This is a genomic window from Stutzerimonas kunmingensis, assembly GCF_014764705.1.
GTDB lineage: Bacteria > Pseudomonadota > Gammaproteobacteria > Pseudomonadales > Pseudomonadaceae > Stutzerimonas.
Genome location: NZ_JACXXG010000008.1, coordinates 71,533 through 90,208, shown reverse-complemented (window position 1 = coordinate 90,208; position 18,676 = coordinate 71,533). Strand labels below are relative to the sequence as shown.

Annotated in this window: 13 protein-coding genes and 1 pseudogene; 4 read left to right on the top strand and 10 right to left on the bottom strand. The window is 64.7% G+C overall.

The features are described 5' to 3' along the window. Positions 1-34: 34 nt before the first annotated feature. Positions 35-1,381 (bottom strand): NCS2 family permease, encoded by a 1,347-nt coding sequence (locus IEG05_RS09210; RefSeq protein WP_191121967.1) that lies wholly within the window; start codon positions 1,379-1,381, stop codon positions 35-37. A 339-nt stretch (positions 1,382-1,720) separates the two neighbouring features. Here IEG05_RS09210 and IEG05_RS09205 point away from each other — a divergent pair, with 339 nt between their 5' ends. Then, a complete protein-coding gene (locus tag IEG05_RS09205; RefSeq protein WP_041013162.1) occupies positions 1,721-2,476 on the top strand; it encodes a GntR family transcriptional regulator in 756 nt (251 codons plus the stop codon). A 93-nt stretch (positions 2,477-2,569) separates the two neighbouring features. Further along, positions 2,570-2,728 (top strand): annotated as a pseudogene (locus IEG05_RS09200) (metal ABC transporter solute-binding protein, Zn/Mn family); the annotation flags it as partial. Here the strand turns inward: IEG05_RS09200 and guaD are convergent. From guaD to IEG05_RS09160, 8 genes are all read right to left on the bottom strand, one after another. Further along, positions 2,725-4,032: a guanine deaminase gene (guaD, locus tag IEG05_RS09195; protein ID WP_191121966.1), complete on the bottom strand. Its 1,308-nt coding sequence runs from the start codon at positions 4,030-4,032 to the stop codon at positions 2,725-2,727. The pseudogene IEG05_RS09200 and the gene guaD overlap by 4 nt on opposite strands. Positions 4,033-4,119: 87 nt before the next feature. Beyond that, on the bottom strand, positions 4,120-4,980 hold the full coding sequence (gene xdhC, locus IEG05_RS09190; protein ID WP_191121965.1) for a xanthine dehydrogenase accessory protein XdhC: 861 nt from the start codon (positions 4,978-4,980) through the stop codon (positions 4,120-4,122). 115 nt (positions 4,981-5,095) lie between these two features. Then, complete coding sequence (xdhB, locus tag IEG05_RS09185; RefSeq protein WP_191121964.1) at positions 5,096-7,492, bottom strand: xanthine dehydrogenase molybdopterin binding subunit; 2,397 nt, start codon at positions 7,490-7,492, stop codon at positions 5,096-5,098. Further along, positions 7,485-8,936, bottom strand: a complete 1,452-nt coding sequence (xdhA, locus tag IEG05_RS09180; RefSeq protein WP_191121963.1) for a xanthine dehydrogenase small subunit — start codon at positions 8,934-8,936, stop codon at positions 7,485-7,487. The genes xdhB and xdhA overlap by 8 nt, the downstream gene beginning before the upstream one ends. 161 nt (positions 8,937-9,097) lie before the next feature. Next, positions 9,098-10,072: a 2-oxoglutarate and iron-dependent oxygenase domain-containing protein gene (locus IEG05_RS09175; protein WP_191121962.1), complete on the bottom strand. Its 975-nt coding sequence runs from the start codon at positions 10,070-10,072 to the stop codon at positions 9,098-9,100. A 137-nt stretch (positions 10,073-10,209) separates the two neighbouring features. Next, positions 10,210-11,301 carry a BMP family ABC transporter substrate-binding protein gene (locus IEG05_RS09170; protein WP_191121961.1) on the bottom strand — a complete coding sequence of 364 codons (1,092 nt, stop codon included), beginning with the start codon at positions 11,299-11,301 and terminating at the stop codon, positions 10,210-10,212. 203 nt (positions 11,302-11,504) lie between these two features. Further along, positions 11,505-12,860 carry an 8-oxoguanine deaminase gene (locus tag IEG05_RS09165; RefSeq protein ID WP_191121960.1) on the bottom strand — a complete coding sequence of 452 codons (1,356 nt, stop codon included), beginning with the start codon at positions 12,858-12,860 and terminating at the stop codon, positions 11,505-11,507. Between the two features lie 198 nt (positions 12,861-13,058). Continuing rightward, positions 13,059-13,739, bottom strand: coding sequence for an SDR family oxidoreductase (locus tag IEG05_RS09160; RefSeq protein ID WP_191121959.1), 681 nt, complete (start codon positions 13,737-13,739; stop codon positions 13,059-13,061). A gap of 206 nt (positions 13,740-13,945) precedes the next feature. Here IEG05_RS09160 and IEG05_RS09155 point away from each other — a divergent pair, with 206 nt between their 5' ends. Beyond that, positions 13,946-16,663, top strand: a complete 2,718-nt coding sequence (locus tag IEG05_RS09155) for an HAD-IC family P-type ATPase (protein WP_191121958.1) — start codon at positions 13,946-13,948, stop codon at positions 16,661-16,663. Positions 16,664-16,681: 18 nt separating this feature from the next. Here IEG05_RS09155 and mltF read toward each other — a convergent pair whose 3' ends face one another. Continuing rightward, positions 16,682-18,142 carry a membrane-bound lytic murein transglycosylase MltF gene (mltF, locus tag IEG05_RS09150; protein WP_191121957.1) on the bottom strand — a complete coding sequence of 487 codons (1,461 nt, stop codon included), beginning with the start codon at positions 18,140-18,142 and terminating at the stop codon, positions 16,682-16,684. A gap of 168 nt (positions 18,143-18,310) precedes the next feature. Here mltF and IEG05_RS09145 point away from each other — a divergent pair, with 168 nt between their 5' ends. Continuing rightward, a complete protein-coding gene (locus IEG05_RS09145) occupies positions 18,311-18,586 on the top strand; it encodes a GIY-YIG nuclease family protein (protein WP_003284707.1) in 276 nt (91 codons plus the stop codon). Positions 18,587-18,676 lie beyond the last annotated feature (90 nt).

Here is an 18,676-nt window from a genome sequence, read left to right as displayed (position 1 = left end):
GGGCCGTAGGTGAGCCGGACGCTGCCGGCCCGGTTCAGAGAAACGCGAACTTGGCGATGAAGATCACACACAACACATACAGGCTGATCGACACCTTGTCACGCTGGCCGGTCAGCAGCTTGAGCGTGGCATAGGTCAGAAAGCCCAGGGCGATGCCGTTGGCGATGGAAAAGGTCAGCGGCATCATCACCACGGTGACGATGGCCGGGGTGGTGTCGGTGTGGTCCTTCCAGTCGATATTCGCCAGGCCGCTCATCATCAGCATCGCCACGTAGATCAGCGCGCCGGCGGTGGCATAGGCGGGAATCATGCCGGCCAGCGGGGCGAAGAACATGGCAATCAGGAACAGCACGCCGACGGTCACTGCGGTCAGCCCGGTGCGGCCGCCGGCGGCGACGCCCGCGGCGCTCTCCACGTAGCTGGTCACTGGCGGGCAACCGACGAAGGCGCCGACCACGCTGGAGCTGCTGTCGGCCTTCAGCGCGCGGGAGAGGTTCTCGATCTTGCCGTCCTCATTGACCAGGTTGGCACGGTGGGCGACGCCCATCAGGGTGCCGGCGGTGTCGAACATGTTCACGAAGAGGAAGGCGACGATCACGCTGACCATCGCCACGTTGAGCGCGCCGGCGATATCCATGGCCAGCCAGGTCGGCGCCAGGCTCGGCGGCATCGACACCAGGCCGTTGTACTCGACCAGACCAAACGCCCAGCCGATACCGGTGACCACCAGCATGCTCAATAGGATCGCACCGAAGACATTGCGGTGGCTGAGTACGGCGATCATCAGGAAGCATACCGCGGCCAGCAGCGCCGACGGCTCGGCGAACGAGCCCATGGTCAGCAATGTTGCCGGGCTGTCGACGACGATGCCGGCGGTCTTCAGGCCGATCAGACCGAGGAACAGACCGACGCCGGCGCCCATGGCGAAGCGCAGGCTCATGGGGATGCTGTTGAGCAACCATTCGCGAATGCGCGACAGGCTCATGATCATGAACAGCACGCCGGAGATGAACACCGCGCCGAGCGCGATCTCCCAGCTGTAGCCCATCTCGCCGACCACCGTGTAGGTGAAGAAGGCGTTGAGGCCCATGCCTGGCGCGAGGCCCACCGGCCAGTTGGCGTACAGCCCCATCAAGAGGCAGCCGAGCGCCGCGCCAATGCAGGTGGCAACGAAGGCAGCGCCGTGGTCGATGCCGGCGTCGGCCATGATGTTCGGGTTGACGAAGATGATGTAGGCCATGGTGACGAAGGTCGTCAGGCCGGCGAGCAGTTCGGTGCGGATACTGGTGCGGTGTTCGCTGAGCTTGAACAGGCGGTCCAGCCAAACGGGGGCGGTGCGCTGCAAGGGTGCTGCCTGGGGCTTGCGCTTGATGCTTTCCACTGGGCGTTCCTCATCGTTCTTGTTGTCGATCACCCGGAGCGTGAGTACTCCCGAGGGGCGGGTGATGGTGGGCCATCTGCATCGGTAGTTGACCGAAAGGTCAGAAAGGCTTTCCGGATTATGCTTTTGTATACAAGAATTGCAAACAATAAATCGGTGGTCTCGCTGAATGCGCGTGGGCTGCGCGAGCTGAAAGATTTGCGCGTGGGAAACCTTGTGGCTGTGAATTGTGCACAAGGTTAACGGCGTTTCAGCGTATTTATTTGTCCAGCGAACTGCCAGTAGCGGCGCGAACCCAGTAAAGTTCGGCATTGCCGACACCTCATTTGCGAGCCATCGATGAACGAACAGTTGCAGCCCCTGAAGAAGCCGACCAAGACCGGCAAGACTCGCACCGGGACGCAGGACGATATCGTTTATGCGCACATCTTCGATGCCATCCTCGAGCAGCGTCTGGCGCCGGGGACCAAGCTCAGCGAAGAGGCGCTCGGCGAGATATTCGGCGTCAGCCGCACCATCATCCGCCGCGCGCTGTCGCGTCTGGCCCATGAAGGGGTGGTGCTGCTGCGGCCCAATCGCGGCGCGGTGGTGGCCAGTCCTAGCGTTGAAGAAGCGCGGCAGATTTTCTTCGCCCGCCGTCTGGTGGAAAAGGCCATCACAGAGCTGGCCGTGCAGCACGCCAGCGACGCGCAGCTCGCCGAGCTGCGGCAGATGGTGACTGATGAGCGTGATTGTTTCGACCGAGGCGATCGCGGGGCGGGTATCCGCCTGTCCGGCGAATTTCACCTCAAGCTGGCGGAGGCGGCGAAGAACGCGCCGCTGGTGAGCTTCCAGCGCAGCCTGGTTTCGCAGACCTCGCTGATCATTGCCCAGTACGAAAGCGGCAATCGCTCGCACTGCTCGTACGACGAACACAATGAACTGATCGACGCCATCGCTGCCCGCGACAGTGACAAGGCGGTGCGCCTGATGATGCACCACATGGACCACATCGACAGCAAGCTCAACCTCGAGGAAGACAGCGCCTCGGGTGATCTGCATGCGGTCTTCTCGCACCTGGGCCTGGCGAAGAAGAAGCCTCGCACGGCTCGCTAGCGTTGCCCCGCGCGCTGACTCGTTCTGAGTCAGCGCCGTCAGTCATCACCTGCCGCGGTGGCGGCAGAGCCATGCCGGCCTGCCAGCGCTGATCGTGATCCGCGGCTCATCGAGCAGATCGCCGAAGAGGCGGGCGCCACGGTCGGCGGCACCCTGTACTCCGATGCGCTGGCCAGCGCAGGGCCGGCCAGCACCTACCTCGGCATGTTCGAGTACAACCTCGATACGCTGATGCAGGCGTTGCAGCCCTAGCCAGCCTTGCGATGCACCGAGACGCCGGCGGCGAAGGTCTCCTTCACCGCGCGGTCGTCGCCGAGGATCATCAGGGCGAAGAGCTTTTCCTGCAGAGTCGTCGCCTGGCTCAGGCGATAGTCGATCAGCGGCGTCGCCTTGTAGTCGAGCACCACGAAGTCGGCCTCCTTGCCCGGTTGCAGGTTGCCGATCCGGTCGTCCAGATAGAGCGCCCGCGCGCCGCCAAGGGTGGCGAGATAGAGTGCCTTGAACGCGTCGAGCTTCTGGCCCTGCAGCTGCAGCACCTTGTACGCCTCGTTGAGGCTGGCGAGCTGCGAGAAGCTGGTGCCGCCGCCGACATCGGTGCCCAGGCCGACGCGCACACCGAAGCCTTCCACCTTGGCCAGATCGAACAGGCCGCTGCCGAGGAACAGATTGGAGGTCGGACAGAACGACACCGCCGAGCCGGTCTCACCGAGGCGTTTGCACTCGTCGTCGCACAGGTGGATGCCGTGGGCGAACACCGAGCGCGGGCCGATCAGGCCGTGGTGGTCGTAGACGTCCAGATAGCCCTTGCGCTCGGGGAACAGCTCCTTGACCCACTCGACCTCCTGCTTGTTCTCGGAGATGTGGGTGTGCATGTACAGGTCAGGGAATTCCGCGAACAGCCTGCCGGCCAGGGTGAGCTGCTCTGACGTGCTGGTCGGGGCGAAACGCGGGGTGACGGCGTAATGCAGACGGCCCTTGCCGTGCCAGCGCTCGATCAGCTCGCGGCTGTCGGCGTAGCCGGACTCGGCGGTGTCGGTGAGGAACTCCGGGGCGTTGCGGTCCATCAGCACCTTGCCGGCGATCATCCGCAGATTGCGCTTCTCGCAGGCCTCGAAGAAGGCGTCCACCGACTGCTTGTGCACCGTGCCGAACACCAGCGCGGTGGTGGTGCCGTTGCGCAGCAGCTCGCCGAGAAACAGCTCGGCCTGCTCGCGGGCGTGGGCCATGTCGCTGAAGCGGCCCTCGTTGGGAAAGGTGTAGGTTTCCAGCCAATCCAGCAGCTGCGCGCCGTAGGAGCCGATGACGCCGACCTGCGGGTAGTGGATATGGGTGTCGACGAAACCCGGAGTGATCAGCGCGTCCGGGTATTCGACAACCTCGGTGCCGGCCGCCAGGGTCGGCAGCAGTTCGGCGGCGTGGCCGATGCGCGCGACCTTGCCGTCCTCGACGACCAGCAGGCCGTCCTGGAAGTATTCATGGGATTGCTCAATGCCCACTTCGCGCGGGTCGGCGAGGCAGTGGAGCAGGGCGGCACGGTAGGCTTTGGTGCTTGGCATGGTGACTCTCGAAAATCGTTGTATGAGGGTGATGCGTTGACATGGGCAGGCCGCCGCCGATGGCGTGCCTGCAAGAATGTCGGGTGGTCAGTTGGTCTGGGCGCGGCGCGAAGCGGGGACCAGCATCGGTACCGGCTTTTCACCGTCCTCGGCGTTCTCCCCACCCTTTTCACCGAAATGCGCGTTGTAGGTGGCGATCACCTCGCCGGCGATAGACACGGCGATCTCCACCGGCAGCTTGCCCTTCACCTCGGCGATGCCCATCGGGCAGCGCATGCGCTGCACGGTCTCCGGCTGGAAGCCGCGGTCCCGCAGACGGTGTTCGAACCTGGCGCGTTTGCTCTTGGAGCCGATCAGCCCGTAGTAGGTGAAATCGTTGCGCGAAAGGATCGCGGCGGTCAGCTCCAGATCAAGCTGATGGTTGTGGGTCATGACGATGAAGTAACTGCCGGCAGGCATGCTTTCTACTTCGTCGACCACGTCGTCGCTGACTACCTTCTCCACCCCGGCGGGGAGCTGTGCCGGGAATTCGTTATCGCGAGAATCGATCCAGCGAACCCTGCACGGCAGGCTAGCTAGCAATGGCACCAGGGCGCGGCCTACGTGGCCGGCACCGAAAACCGCAATATGCGCCTGCGGTTGACCCATGGGTTCGAACAGCAACACAGTGGCGCCACCGCAACACTGGCCGAGACTCGCGCCAAGGGAAAAACGCTCCAGCCGGGTATCGCGGCTGCGCTTTTCCAGCATTTCACGGGCGATCTGCTGGGCCTTGTATTCCAGGTGGCCGCCGCCGATGGTGTCGTACAGGCGCTCACGACTGACAACCATCTTCGAGCCGGCATTGCGCGGCGTTGAGCCGCGCTCTTCGATGATAGTCACCAGTACGCAAGGCTCGCCTTGGTGTTGCAGGTCGGCGAGTGCTTCGATCCAGGCCGTGTTGCTCATGTCTGTGTCCCTAGTAGTTCGGGCGGCCGCTCCGTGGAAAAAACCGCGAAGCGCCTTCCACCCAAACGATCAAGTTGTGTTGATGGTGGACAATCACAGGGTTGTCCACCCTTGGTCAGGCCGGGGTGGTCTCCGCTGCCGCAGACCTGCTCGCGGTCTGCTTCAACCTACGCATCTGCTCCACACCCCACAGCACCCGCTCCGGCGTCGCTGGCGCGTCGATCTTCGGCTGAACCTTGTAATCCGCCAGGCTCGCCACGGCGTCTTTGATCGCGCACCAAACGGATATCCCGAGCATGAACGGCGGCTCGCCCACGGCCTTGGAGTGAAACACGGTGTCTTCGGGGTTCTTGCGGTTCTCCACCAGCTTGACCCGCAGATCCAGCGGCATGTCCGCCACCGCCGGGATCTTGTAGCTGGCCGGGCCACTGGTCATCAGCTTGCCCTTGTCGTTCCAGACCAGCTCTTCCATGGTCAGCCAGCCCAGGCCCTGGACGAAGCCGCCTTCGACCTGGCCGATATCGATGGCCGGGTTCAGCGAGGCGCCGACGTCATGCAGGATGTCGCTGCGCAGCATCTTGTATTCGCCGGTCAGGGTGTCGACGATCACTTCCGAACAGGCCGCGCCGTAGGCGTAGTAGTAGAACGGCCTGCCGCGCGCCTGGCTGCGGTCGTAGTAGATCTTCGGTGTGCGGTAAAAACCGGTGGACGACAGCGAAACCTGGCCGAAATAGGCCTGCTGGATCAGCTCATCGAAGCTGATGTACTGGTCGCGCAGGCGCACCTGGCCATTCTTGAACTCGACATCTTCCTCGAAGATCTGCCACTTGCGCGCGGCGAACTCCACCAGCCGCTGCTTGATGGTCTGCGCGGCATTTTGCGCCGCCTTGCCGTTGAGGTCGGTGCCGCTGCTTGCTGCCGTCGGCGAAGTGTTCGGCACTTTGTCGGTATTGGTCGCGGTGATCTGGATGCGGTCGATATCGACCTGGAACACCTCGGCCACCACCTGGGCGACCTTGGTGTTCAGGCCCTGACCCATCTCGGTGCCGCCATGGTTCAGGTGGATGCTGCCGTCGGTGTAGACGTGCACCAGCGCGCCGGCCTGGTTGAGGAAGCTGGCGGTGAAGCTGATGCCGAACTTCACCGGCGTCAGCGCCAGGCCCTTCTTCAGGATCGGGCTTGCGGCATTGAACGCGCGGATATCTTCGCGTCGCTTTGCATAGTCGCTGCTGGCTTCCAGCTCGGCGGTCATCTCCTCGAGCATGTTGTGCTCGACGGTCTGGTAGTAGTGGGTGACGTTGCGCTCGGTCTTGCCGTAGTAGTTGCGCTTGCGCACCTCGAGCGGGTCCTTGCCCAGCTCGCGGGCCACCGCGTCCATGATCTCCTCGATGGCGACCATGCCCTGCGGGCCGCCGAAGCCGCGGTAGGCGGTGTTCGAGGCGAGGTTGGTCTTGCAGCGATGGCCGTTGATGGTGGCGTCGCCCAGGTAGTAGGCGTTGTCGGAATGGAACATGGCGCGGTCGACGATCGAGCCGGAAAGGTCCGGCGAGTAGCCGCAGTTACCGGCGAGGTCGATCTCGATGCCGTGCAGCAGACCGTCATCGTCGAAGCCGACGTCGTACTCGACGTAGAACGGGTGGCGTTTGCCGGTCATGGTCATGTCTTCCATGCGCGGCAGGCGCATCTTGGTCGGCCGACCGGTGAGGTGCGCGATCACCGCGCACAGGCACGCAGGTCCCGCGGCCTGGGTTTCCTTGCCGCCGAAGCCGCCGCCCATGCGGCGCATGTCGATGACGATCTTGTTCATCGGCACGCCGAGCACTTCGGCCACCAGCTTCTGCACCTCGGTGGGGTTCTGCGTCGAGGTGTAGACGATCATGCCGCCATCTTCGGTGGGCATGACCGAGGACACCTGTGTCTCCAGATAGAAGTGCTCCTGCCCGCCGATGTGCAGCGAACCCTGCAGCCGACGCGGCGCGCTGGCCAGGGCGGTGGCCGGGTCGCCGCGCTTGTGGGTGTGGCTGTCGAGCACGAAGTGCTTCTTGTGCAGCGCCTCGACCACGTCGAGCACCGGCTCCAGATCCTCGTATTCGATGATCGCGGCCATCGCCGCCTTGCGTGCGGTTTCCAGGCTGTCGGCAGCCACGGCGATCACCGGCTGGCCGATGAACTCGACCTTGCCGTCGGCCAGCAGCGGGTCGCCGGGCAATACGGCACCGATGTCCAGCTGGCCCGGCACGTCCTTCGCCGTGATGGCGATGGCCACGCCCGGAATCTGGTAGCAGGGCGCGGTGTCGATGCGGACGATGCGGGCGTGGGCGCGCTCGCTCATGCGCGCATAGATATGCAGCTGGTTGGGGAATTCCAGGCGGTCGTCGACGTACACCGCCTCGCCCGAGACATGCTTGGGCGCGCTGTCGTGCTTGACGCTGCGACCGACGCCGGTGACCAGGTCCTGGGTGAACAGCGCCGCGATTTCTTCCTGAGTGCGGGTGGTTACGTGGTCAGACATAAGCGGTCACCCTCGTCTCGGTCTTCGGTGCATGTTGTTCGAGGAAGCACTTGCGCAGCAGGTTCTGTGCGACCAGCAGGCGATACTCGCGGCTGGCGCGGAAGTCGGTCAGCGGCGTGAAGTCTTCGGCCAGTGCATCGCAGGCCGTCTCCACGGTCTGCTGGTTCCAGGGCGCGCCGTTCAGGGTCGCCTCGCAGGCCGCGGCGCGCTTGGGAATCGCCGCCATGCCGCCAAAGGCGACCCGGGCATCGGCGACCACGCCATCGGTGATCTGCAGGTCGAACGCGGCGCAGACAGCGGAGATATCGTCGTCCAGTCGCTTGGAAACCTTGTAGGCGCGGAACAGGCGATCCGGTGTGGCGCGCGGCACTCGTACCTTCTCGATGAATTCTCCGGGCTGGCGCGCGGTGACCTTGTAGTCGATGAAGTAATCCTCCAGCGGCAGGGTGCGGCTGCTGGCGCCCTTGCGCAGGACAACTGCGGCACCCAGGGCGATCAGCAGCGGCGGCGAGTCGCCGATCGGCGAGGCGTTGCCGATGTTGCCACCGAGCGTGCTCTGGTTGCGGATCTGCAGCGAGGCGAAGCGCTGCAGCAGCTCGCCGAAATCCGGGTACTCGGCGGCCAGCGCGGCGTAACAGTCGGTCAGCGGGGCGGCGGCGCCGATCTCGATATGGCGGTCGGTGAGCTGGACCTGCTTCATCTCGGCGATCTGGCCGACGTGGATCATCATCGGCAGCTCACGATGGAACTGGGTGACCTCCAGCGCCAGGTCGGTGCCGCCGGCGAGCAGCCGCGCTTGCGGGTTGGCGGCATACAGCTCGGCCAGCTCAGCGACCGTCAGCGGCGACAGGCTGCGCTTTTCGCCGTCGCTGAGTTCGGCCGTTTCACGCGGCGCGATGCGCTGCAGCTGGGCGATGGTCTCGGCTTCGCGGGCATCGAACTGGTCCGGCTGCTTAGCACAGCAGGCCTGTTCGGCGGCTTCGAGAATCGGGCGATAGCCGGTGCAGCGGCAGAGGTTGCCGGCCAGGGCTTCGTGGGTCTGGTGTGGATCGTAGGTCTGCACGCCGTCGCCGCGATTCTTCTGCAAGGCGAACAGGCTCATGACGAAGCCGGGAGTACAGAAGCCGCACTGCGAGCCGTGGCAATCGACCATCGCCTGCTGGACGCTGTGCAGCTGACCCTGATGCTTGAGGTCTTCGACGCTGATCAGTTGCTTGCCGTGCAGGGCGCAGACGAAGGTCAGGCAGGAATTCAGGGTGCGGTAGCGCAGCCGATCGCCGACCAGTTCGCCGACCACGACGGTACAGGCGCCACAGTCGCCGGAGGCACAGCCTTCCTTGGTGCCCGTCTTGCCGCGGTGTTCGCGCAGGTACTGCAGCACCGTGGTATTGGGGTCGAGAGTCTGCTCGCTGCGCAGCTCACGATTGAGGAGAAACTGGATCAAGGCGGTGCCTCCGACTGTTGTTGTTCTGACGCGCAAATTATCGCTATCTGACTTTTCGGTCAACTTATTCCTGACTCAAAAGTCAATGCGGCATGCGCGCGCAGCTCGGGCGAGGGCTAGGTGGCCATCGCCCGGTTTTTCCTACTGCAAGTAAAGCCCGCTCAGGCCGATTCGGCCTCGCTCTGCCGTCGGTAGGCGTAGGTCTCGGCGAAGCGTGAGAGCATGTACCGACTGCACGTGGTGCTGGGGTATTTCGGTGGGTTGTCGTCGCTGTAGCAGCCGGGCAGACAGCTGATTTCGGTGTCTGGATGCGGCTCGGCGAAGAATGGCATCGAATAGCGATCCACGCCCAGCGGGCTGATCACGCGATGTGGCGTCGACTTGTAACGATCATTGCTCCAGCGCGCCATCATGTCGCCGATGTTGACCACGTAGGTGCCTTCGATGGGCGGCGCGTCGATCCATTCGCCCTTGACGTTCTGCACCTGCAGGCCGCCGGCCTGGTCCTGATAGAGCAGGGTGACGCAGCCGTAGTCGGTGTGCGCGCCGGCGCCTTGCTGATCGGCGCTAGTGGCCGTCTGCCGGGGCGGGTAGTGGATCATGCGGAATACGCTGATCGGCTCGACGAAGCGCTTGTCGAAGAAGTCCCGCTCGATGCCCAGGGCGAGCGCGATGGCACGCAGCAGGGTGCAGGCGAGATCCTGCATGTCGCGGTAATGGCCCTCCATCAGCTCGGTCCAGCCTTCGATCTGGATCGGATGACGGTTGGGCCCGCGCAGTGGCTTTTCGGCCAGCACTTCCGGGTGATCTGCAGGCATATGGAAACCCATGTCGAAGGTTTCCTTGAGGTCGCACGGCTGTCTCGGGTCCAGCTGCTCGGTGGCAACGGCACCGTAGCCGCGGTGGTGGCGGCTTTTGGTGATGTCGATCTTCAGCTTTTCTTCGGCGGGCAGCGCAAAGAAACGCTGGGCATGGTCGGTGAGGGTGGCGATGCGCTCGGCGCTGATCGGATGACCCTTGATGTAGAAGAAGCCCCACTCGCGGCAGGCGCGGTCGATCGCCTCGGCGACGGCCAGATGGCCGGCCACGTCGGCGTTATAGAGCGGGGAAATATCGATGATGGGCAGTGAATTCATGGCTGACTCCGGTACGGCGCCGCCGGTCTTCTCGTACCGGCGGCTTTCGAGGGCAATGCCCCCTGCGTGCGGTTCGCCAGGTGGCGGGACGGCACGCAGATTCCGCAGTGCGCCGGCCGGACCGGCGCGGGTGACGCTTACTTCGGCATTTCAGCCTTGACGCCTTCGACGTAGTAATTCATCGAAGCGAGGTCCTTGATGCTGGCGGTCTCGCCCTCGGCGATGCGCACTTCCCCAGCCTGGTCCTTGATCGGGCCGGTGAACGGGTGGAATTCACCGCTCTTGATGCTGGCGATGATCGCTTCGGCTTCGGTCTTCACATCGGCCGGCACCAGATCGCTGATCGGTAGGCTGATGCTGTCCTGGGCCAGACCACCCCAGAAGTCTTCGGATTTCCAGGTGCCGGCCATCACCGCTTCGGCGGACTTGGTGTAGTGCGGGCCCCAGTCGTTGACGATGGAGGTCAGCACGGCCTTCGGCCCGAAGTGCTGCATGTCCGAGGCGTAACCGACGGAATAGACGCCACGACGCTCGGCGGCCTGGATGGGGGCCGGGCTGTCGGTGTGCTGGAAGATCACGTCGACGCCCTGGTCGATCAGCGCGTTGGCGGCATCGGCTTCCTTGCCCGGATCGAACCAGGTGTTGACCCACACCACCTTGATCTCGGTGCCGGGGTTGTACTTGTCCAGCGCCAGCTGGATGGCGTTGATGTCGCGGATCACTTCCGGAATCGGGAAGGAGGCGATGTAGCCGACCTTCTTGGTCTTGGTCATCTTCGCCGCGAGGAAGCCGCCTACATAGCGGCCTTCATAGGAACGGGTCAGGTAGGTGCCGACGTTCTTCGCCTGCTTGTAGCCGGTGGCGTGCTCGAAGGTGACCTTGGGGAACTGCTTGGCGACTTTCAGCGTGGGGTTCATGTAGCCGAAGGAGGTGGTGAAGATCAGGTCGTAGTCGCTCTTAGCCATGTTGCGGATGACCCGCTCGGCATCGGCGCCTTCCGGCACGTTCTCGACGAAGCTGGTTTTCACCTTGTCGCCGAGCTTCTCCTCCATGTACTTGCGGCCCTGCTCGTGCTGGTAGGTCCAGCCGTGGTCGCCGATCGGGCCGATATAGACGAAGCCGACCTTCAACGGATCGGCAGCCGACGCCGCTGCGGTCGTCAGTGCGGCGCTGAAGCCGATCGCTGCGGCGAGTGTGCGCAGCAGGGTTTTCCGAGTGTTGTTCTGCATGGCGGATGACGCTCCTGTTTGTCTAGCTACAGAGCCTGTGTTGGCTGATAGCTGGTTAGCAAAAAGCTGACCAACTGGACAGATACCTTCGTTGTGCCGGATTGCGGGCGCTTCGACTCGACGCTGATGCCAGGTCGGGGCTTGCGCTGGTGCGCCAGTAATCCACGGCGCCCAGCTTTGGTGCAAGCCTCGATCATTGCCGATTAGCCGTTTACCAGCTGCCGGGCCGCCTGCTGGTGATCGGCGATCAGCCTCTGTACGTCGAGGCCTTCGACCTGGCCGTCGATGACACGCCACTTGCCGCCAACCATCACCCGGTCGGCGCGGTCGGCGGCGCACAGCAGCAGCGCGGCGACGGGATCGTGGCTGCCGGAGAAGCGCAGTTCGTCGAGCTTGAACAGGGCAAGGTCGGCCTGCTTGCCAACCGCCAGTTCGCCGATGTCACCGCGCCCGAGCAGGCGCGCCGAGCCGCGGGTGGCCCAACCGAGGACCTTCTCTGGCGTGATCTTCTCGGCGCCGTAGCGCAAGCGCTGGATGAACAGCGCCTGGCGCGCCTCGAGCATCATGTTGGAGACATCGTTCGAGGCCGAACCGTCGACGCCCAGGCCGATGATGGCGCCCTTGTCCTCAAGCTCCAGCGTATGGCAGATACCGGAGGCCAGGCGCATGTTGGAGCTTGGGCAATGGCAGATGCCGACCCCAGCCGCGCCCAGGCGGTGGATCTCCACCTGATTGAAGTGAATGCCGTGCGCCAGCCAGGTCCGCGGGCCGAGCCAGCCGACGCTCTGCAGGTAATCCACGGTGCGCATGCCGAAGCGCTTCGCGCAGAACTCCTGCTCGTCGAGCGTTTCGGCCAGATGGGTATGCAGACGTACGTCGCGCGCTTCGGCCATCTCGGCGCAGGCACGCATGATGTCGGTGGTGACCGAGAAGGGCGAGCAGGGCGCCAGGGCGATCTGGATCTGCGCGCCGTCGCCGCGCTCGTGGTAGCTATCGATCAGCCGCTCGCTGTCGGCAAGAATCGTCTCGGCGTCCTGCACCACGCTCTTGCAGGGCAGCCCGCCGTTCTCCTTGGACAGGTTCATCGAACCGCGGGTGAGCATGGCGCGCATGCCCAGCTCGCGGACGGCCTCGACCTGAATGTCGATGGCATCCTCGAGCCCGCCCGGAAACAGGTAGTGGTGATCCGCTGCCGTGGTGCAGCCGGACAGCAGCAACTCGGCCAGCGCCACCTTGCTCGCCAGCTGCAGCGCCTGCGGCGTGAGCCGCGCCCAGACCGGGTAGAGGGTCAGCAGCCAGTTGAACAGCGGCTCGTTGACCACCGGCCCCCAGGCGCGGGTGAGGGTCTGGTAGAAGTGGTGGTGGGTGTTGATCAGCCCCGGCAATACCACGTGCTCACGAGCGTCGGAGGTCTCATCCACCGGCAGCGCGGGCGTGGCGCCGGCGGCAAGCAGTTCGGTAATGACACCGTCTTCGATCACCAGTCCGCCTGGGGCTTTCTGGTCGTTGGCAGTGAAGAGGGCGAGGGGATTCTTGATCCAGATTCGATGAGCAGCCATGGCCGGCTTTCTCCTGAATGGTTGAGTTCAGAGTAGCCAGCTCAGTTATGCCCTGTCTGCTGATCCAGGAGGCGGAGCGGTGGATGCCTCGCCGGGGGAGGAAGATAAAGGGTTTGGGGTGGGTTTGTCACAGGGCTGCCAAGGGTTGGGTAGCGGGAGCGGCCAATCCGACTCCCGAGATAACCCTTGTGGCCGTCATCACCAGGGCAGCGGATTGCCCTGGTAATCCAGGTACCGATGCCCACCCTGTCCAATGGCCTGGGTAACCTGCTCGAGCATACCGCGCGTGCTGGTCTCGACATCCAGTGGCGCCTGGTCGCCGCCCATGTCGGTCTTGACCCAGCCGGGATGCATCGACAACACGGTCAGCCGGGTCTCGCCCAGTCCGGCGACGAAGGTACGGGTCATGTGATTCAGCGCGGCCTTGCTCGCGCCGTACAGGTCCATGCCCATGCCCGGACCGGTTTCGACGCTGCCGAGGATGGAACTCATAAAGACGATCACGCCCTGCGCAGGATCGACCAGCGGCAGCAACCGCTCGGCCAGGCGCACCGGTGCGACGGCATTGGTGAAGAACAGCTGGCCGACTTCCGTTTGAGTGGCTTGCGTGGCCGGTTTGCCCTGCGGGCCGGCGACGCCGGCGTTGACGAATAGCACATCGAGTCTGGTATCGCCCAGGCGGGCGGCCAGCTGGTCTACGCTGCCTGCATCGTCCATATCCAGCGTTTCGACGCGCACCTGCGGCATCTGGCTGAGGGCTTCGGCGTGCTGCGGGTTGCGCACCGTGGCGATCACCTGCCAGCCCGCGGCACAGAACTGTTTCGCCAGGCCGAGGCCCAGACCGCGGGAAGCGCCGATGATGAGTGCTGTTTTTTGCATGCTGCGTCCTCGGTAGGTCATGACTGACCGGCAAGAATAGCGCGGCTGCGACGCGCGCGTGCAGCAATGCTGGGGTGCGACATCTGGTCGTCGTGCGAGTGTTGCAAGCGGTTTCGCGGCGGTGGTCATAGGGGCGCTGTTTCGGCTCTGATGGGCCAGCGTTGCCGGTGTTTCCGGCATCATCGAATCAAGATCAGGGGGATCCAATGCCCGACCCGCAAACACAGTCGAACCGCTGGCATGCTCGGCAGAGCGATGAGGCGTTGCTCGAACTGGAGTCCTCGAGCGCCGGCCTCAGCCACGAACAGGCCCGACAGCGCCTGCTGCAATACGGTCCCAATCGGCTCGATGAGGCCAAGCCGGCGAGTGTCTGGCAGCGCCTGCTGCGTCATCTCAACAATCTTCTGCTTTATGTGCTGATCGCCGCGGCGCTGGTAACCGGTCTGATGGGGCATCTGGTCGACACCTTCGTGATCCTGGCGGTGGTGGTGGTCAACGTGGTGATCGGCTTCGTTCAGGAGGGCAAGGCGGAAAAAGCGCTGCAGGCGATTCGGCATCTGCTGGCGCCGCACGCGGTGGTGTTGCGCGATGGTCGCCAGCAGAACCTCGATGCCGCCGAACTGGTGCCCGGGGATGTGGTACTGCTGGCTTCCGGCGACAGCCTGCCGGCAGACGTGCGGCTGCTGCAGGCGCGCAACCTGCGTATCGACGAGGCGGCGTTGACCGGCGAATCGGTGCCAGTCGACAAGCAGGTCGAGGCCGTGGCCGCCGATGCTTCCATCGGTGATCGGCTTTGCATGGGCTATGCCGGCACGCTGGTGACCCAGGGCCAGGCGCGTGCGGTGGTGGTCGCCACGGGCGCGGCGACCGAGATCGGGCGTATCGGGACAATGCTGGAATCCGTCGAACAGGGCACCACGCCGCTGCTGCGCAAGATGTCCGATGTCGGCCGGGCGCTGACGGCCGTGATCCTGGCCGCGGGCGCTCTGCTGTTCCTGTTCGGCACGCTGGTGCGCGGCATGGGCGCCGGCGAGATGTTCATGGCGGCGGTGGGGCTTTCGGTCGCGGCGATCCCCGAGGGGCTGCCGGCGATCATGACCATCACCCTGGCCATCGGCGTGCAGCGTATGGCCAGTCGCAATGCGGTGATCCGGCGCCTGCCGGCAGTGGAGACGCTGGGCTCGGTGACGGTGATCTGCTCGGACAAGACCGGCACCCTGACGCGCAACGAGATGACGGTGCAGGAAGTGATCTGCGCCGGGCAGGCACTGGAGGTCGAAGGCGCGGGCTATGCACCGCAAGGTGCGTTGCTGTTCGAGGGCGTGGCAGTCGAACCGGCGGCGCTGGCAGCGCGCACGCCGGCAGCCAGCGCGCTTGCCGAAGCCGCGGCGCTGTGCAACGACGCCAGCCTGCACGAGAAGGATGGACTGTGGACCCTTGCCGGCGACCCCACTGAGGGCGCGTTGCTGACCCTGGCGATGAAGGCAGGACTGTCGCCGGCCAACCTCCACGTCGACCGCCCGCGGCTGGACGTGATTCCCTTCGAGTCGGAACACCGCTTCATGGCGACTCTGCACGCCTGCGAAGGCGGCAGCGAAGTGCTGGTCAAGGGCGCGCCGGAACGGGTCCTGGCCATGTGCGCGCGGCAGCTTGAGGCCGACGGCCAGGAGCGGCTGCTGGATCAGTCGCACTGGCATGAACAGGTCGAGGCGCAGGCGCGGGCCGGTCGTCGCGTGCTGGCGCTGGCGCGGCGCAGGCTGCCGGCTGGCAAGGAGGCGATCGAGCATGCCGACGTTGCCAGCGAGCTGACCCTGCTCGGGCTGGTCGGCATTATCGATCCGCCGCGTGACGAGGCGATCCGTGCAGTGGCGCAGTGCCGTGCAGCTGGCATTCGCGTGGTGATGATCACCGGCGACCACGGCGTCACTGCCAGTGCCATTGCCAGACAGCTGGGCATGGGGGATGACATCAAGGCGATCACCGGGCCGGAGCTGGAGCTGATGGATGAAGTGGCCATGCGCCAGGCCGTCGCCGAGGCCCGGGTGTTCGCCCGCGCCAGCCCGGAACACAAGCTGCGCCTGGTGCGTGCGCTGCAGGCCAATGGCGAGGTGGTCGCCATGACCGGCGATGGCGTCAACGATGCGCCAGCGCTGAAGCAGGCCGATGTCGGCGTGGCCATGGGCATGAAGGGCACCGAGGCGGCCAAGCAGGCCGGCGCCATCGTGCTGGCGGACGACAACTTCGCGTCCATTGCCCACGCGGTGGAAGAGGGGCGGACGGTCTACGACAACCTGCGCAAGACTGTGACTTTTCTGCTGCCGATCAACGGCGGCGAGTCGCTGTCGCTGCTGCTGGCGGTGCTGCTGGGCATCGCCCTGCCGATCACGCCGGTGCAGGTGTTGTGGGTCAACATGGTCAGTTCGGTGGCATTGGCCATGGTGCTGGCCTTCGAGCCGACCGAGGCAGACGTCATGCAGCGCCCACCGCGGCGACCGGACGAGCCGATGCTGTCGCGTTTCGTCATCTGGCGGATCTTCTTCGTCTCGACGCTGTTTCTCGCCGGCATCTTCGGCATGTACCAGTGGATGCTGACGCAGGGCGCGACGATCGAGGCGGCGCGCACCGTCGCAGTCAACACGCTGGTGTGCATGGAGGTGTTCTATCTGTTCAGCGTGCGTTATCTGAAGGCGCCTTCCTTCACCGTGCAGGGCGTCAAGGGTACGCCGCGGGTGCTGGTGGCGGTGTTCGGTGTGTTCGCCCTGCAGCTGATGTTCACCTACGCGCCGTTCATGCAGTCGCTGTTCGCGTCCGAGGCGTTGCCGCTGGCGACCGGTGTGCTGGTGGTGCTGGCCGGCGTGGCCGTGCTAGTGATTCTGGAGATCGAGAAGGCGCTGTTGCGTCGGATGGGCGTTGGCCCGGCGTGAGTCAGGCTTGCGCAAAGGTCAGAGCGGCGGCAGCTCTTCCATCAGGTCGGTCGTGTACACGCCGGGGATATGCAGCTCGCTCTTGGTCAGCTGCTGGCCTTCCATCTGCGGCTGGGTCACCCAGGTGAGGATGTCGTAGTAGCGGCGGATGTTGGCCACGAAGTGCACCGGCTCGCCGCCGCGGGCATAGCCGTAGCGGGTCTTGCTGTACCACTGCTTCTGCGCCAGGCGCGGCAGCATCTGCTTCACGTCCAGCCACTTGTTGGGGTCCAGCCCCTCGGCTTCGGCGAGTTTGCGGGCGTCTTCGAGATGCCCTCCGCCGACGTTGTAAGCAGCGAGGGCGAACCAGGTGCGATCGGGTTCCTGCACGCTTTCGGGCAGGCTGGCGTGCACCTTGACCAGGTATTTGCCGCCGCCCTGGATGCTCTGCACTGGGTCCAGGCGGTTGGTCACACCCATGGCGTTGGCGGTGCGCAAGGTCAGCATCATCAGCCCGCGCACGCCGGTCTTGGAGGTGGCCTCGGGCTGCCAGTGGGACTCCTGATAACCGATCGCGGCCAGCAGGCGCCAATCGATGCCATGTTTCCTGGCGGTCTCGCGGAAGGCTTTCTCGTAACGCGGCAGACGCTGCTGCAGATGCTTGGCGAAGGCGTAGGCGCCGACGTAGCCGAGCACGTCCACATGACCGTAGTAGCGTTCGCGCAGGCGCTGCAGCGTGCCGTTCTGCTGGGCCTGCTCGAGGAAGGAGTTGGCGGCCTCGAGCAGGCTGTCGTCCTCGCCCTTGGCCACGACCCAGGCCAGGCTGTTCTGCTCGCCGACATCGAAGCCGGCGCGGATGTTGGTGAAGTACACCTGGTTCATGGACATCTCGTTGGATTCCACCAGGGTCAGGTCGATCTGCCCCTCGTCGACCATGCGCAGCAGGTCGACCACTTCCACGGCGTCGGATTCTTCGTAGCGCAGGTCGGGATATTCGGCCTGCAGCGTGGCGAGCTTCTCAGCCTGGCTACTGCCTTTGAGCACGAGGATGCGCTTGCCGATCAGGTCCTTGGGGCTGGTCGGACGGCGCTGGCCGCTGCGGTAGACGACCTGGGTGGTGACGTCCAGATAAGAGCGGGTGAAGCGTGCCAGTTCCTGCCGCCCTTCGCTGGCGACCAGGCCGGCGGCGGCGAGCGCCGGGCCGCCGGGCCGGTTGAGACGGTTGAAAATGTCTTCGATGTTGTCGGCGGTTTCGATCTGCAGCTCGACGCCGAGATTGCTGGCGAAGCGCTTGGCCAGCTCGTACTCGAAGCCGGCTTCGCCGTTGCGGTCCTGGAAATAGGTGGAAGGGCTGTTGCGGGTGATCACGCGCAGTACGCCTTCCTCCTGTATACGCTCAAGCTCGCTGGGCTTCTCGGCGCAGCTACTGAGCATCAGGAAGAGTCCGGTCGCCAACAGCCAGATGGCGCAGCGCTTGCGGAACACGGTTTGGGCAAACATCGGCGCAGTATACGCAAAGGCGAACCGCCACCATATCTGGACAGCGGTCGGGCTCTCTGCTAAGCGAGCACCTTCCTACGGCAGGGTAATGCTGCCAAACGACCGTGGCGCGCAAGTTCGGCATAATGCCGGCCCGTGCCGCCACCGACTCCGAGAGTTTTGCGAAACATGACCGAGGTTCAGCCCAAGCCCTGGTTCGTCTATCTGGTGCGCGCCGCCAACGGTGCGCTGTATTGCGGTATCAGCGACGATGCGCAGCGTCGTTTCGCCGAGCACCAGCGCGGGCGCGGCGCGCGTTTCTTTCACTCCAGCCCGGCGCAGGCGCTGGTCTATGTCGAGACTTGCGCCAGCAAGGGCGATGCGTTGCGTCGCGAGATCGCCATCAAGCGACTGGACAAGCGTGCCAAGGAACGCCTGGTGAGCCTGGCCAGCCCCGTTGCGTGAATGACGCACCAATCAGCCGGTAGGCTCGGTGCAGCGGAGCGTCTAAGCTGATGCTCTTCCAACGGGGCAACGCCCCATCTCGAGACCTCT

Bases quoted from the DNA above. Each gene is read 5' to 3' on its own strand.
- IEG05_RS09160 (WP_191121959.1), bottom strand. From the start codon at position 13,739: ATGCAAAAAACAGCACTCATCATCGGCGCTTCCCGCGGTCTGGGCCTC.
- IEG05_RS09205 (WP_041013162.1), top strand. From the start codon at position 1,721: ATGAACGAACAGTTGCAGCCCCTGAAGAAGCCGACCAAGACCGGCAAG.
- IEG05_RS09155 (WP_191121958.1), top strand. From the start codon at position 13,946: ATGCCCGACCCGCAAACACAGTCGAACCGCTGGCATGCTCGGCAGAGC.
- mltF (WP_191121957.1), bottom strand. From the start codon at position 18,142: ATGTTTGCCCAAACCGTGTTCCGCAAGCGCTGCGCCATCTGGCTGTTG.
- IEG05_RS09165 (WP_191121960.1), bottom strand. From the start codon at position 12,860: ATGGCTGCTCATCGAATCTGGATCAAGAATCCCCTCGCCCTCTTCACT.
- xdhB (WP_191121964.1), bottom strand. From the start codon at position 7,492: ATGTCTGACCACGTAACCACCCGCACTCAGGAAGAAATCGCGGCGCTG.
- IEG05_RS09170 (WP_191121961.1), bottom strand. From the start codon at position 11,301: ATGCAGAACAACACTCGGAAAACCCTGCTGCGCACACTCGCCGCAGCG.
- IEG05_RS09145 (WP_003284707.1), top strand. From the start codon at position 18,311: ATGACCGAGGTTCAGCCCAAGCCCTGGTTCGTCTATCTGGTGCGCGCC.
- guaD (WP_191121966.1), bottom strand. From the start codon at position 4,032: ATGCCAAGCACCAAAGCCTACCGTGCCGCCCTGCTCCACTGCCTCGCC.
- IEG05_RS09175 (WP_191121962.1), bottom strand. From the start codon at position 10,072: ATGAATTCACTGCCCATCATCGATATTTCCCCGCTCTATAACGCCGAC.
- xdhC (WP_191121965.1), bottom strand. From the start codon at position 4,980: ATGAGCAACACGGCCTGGATCGAAGCACTCGCCGACCTGCAACACCAA.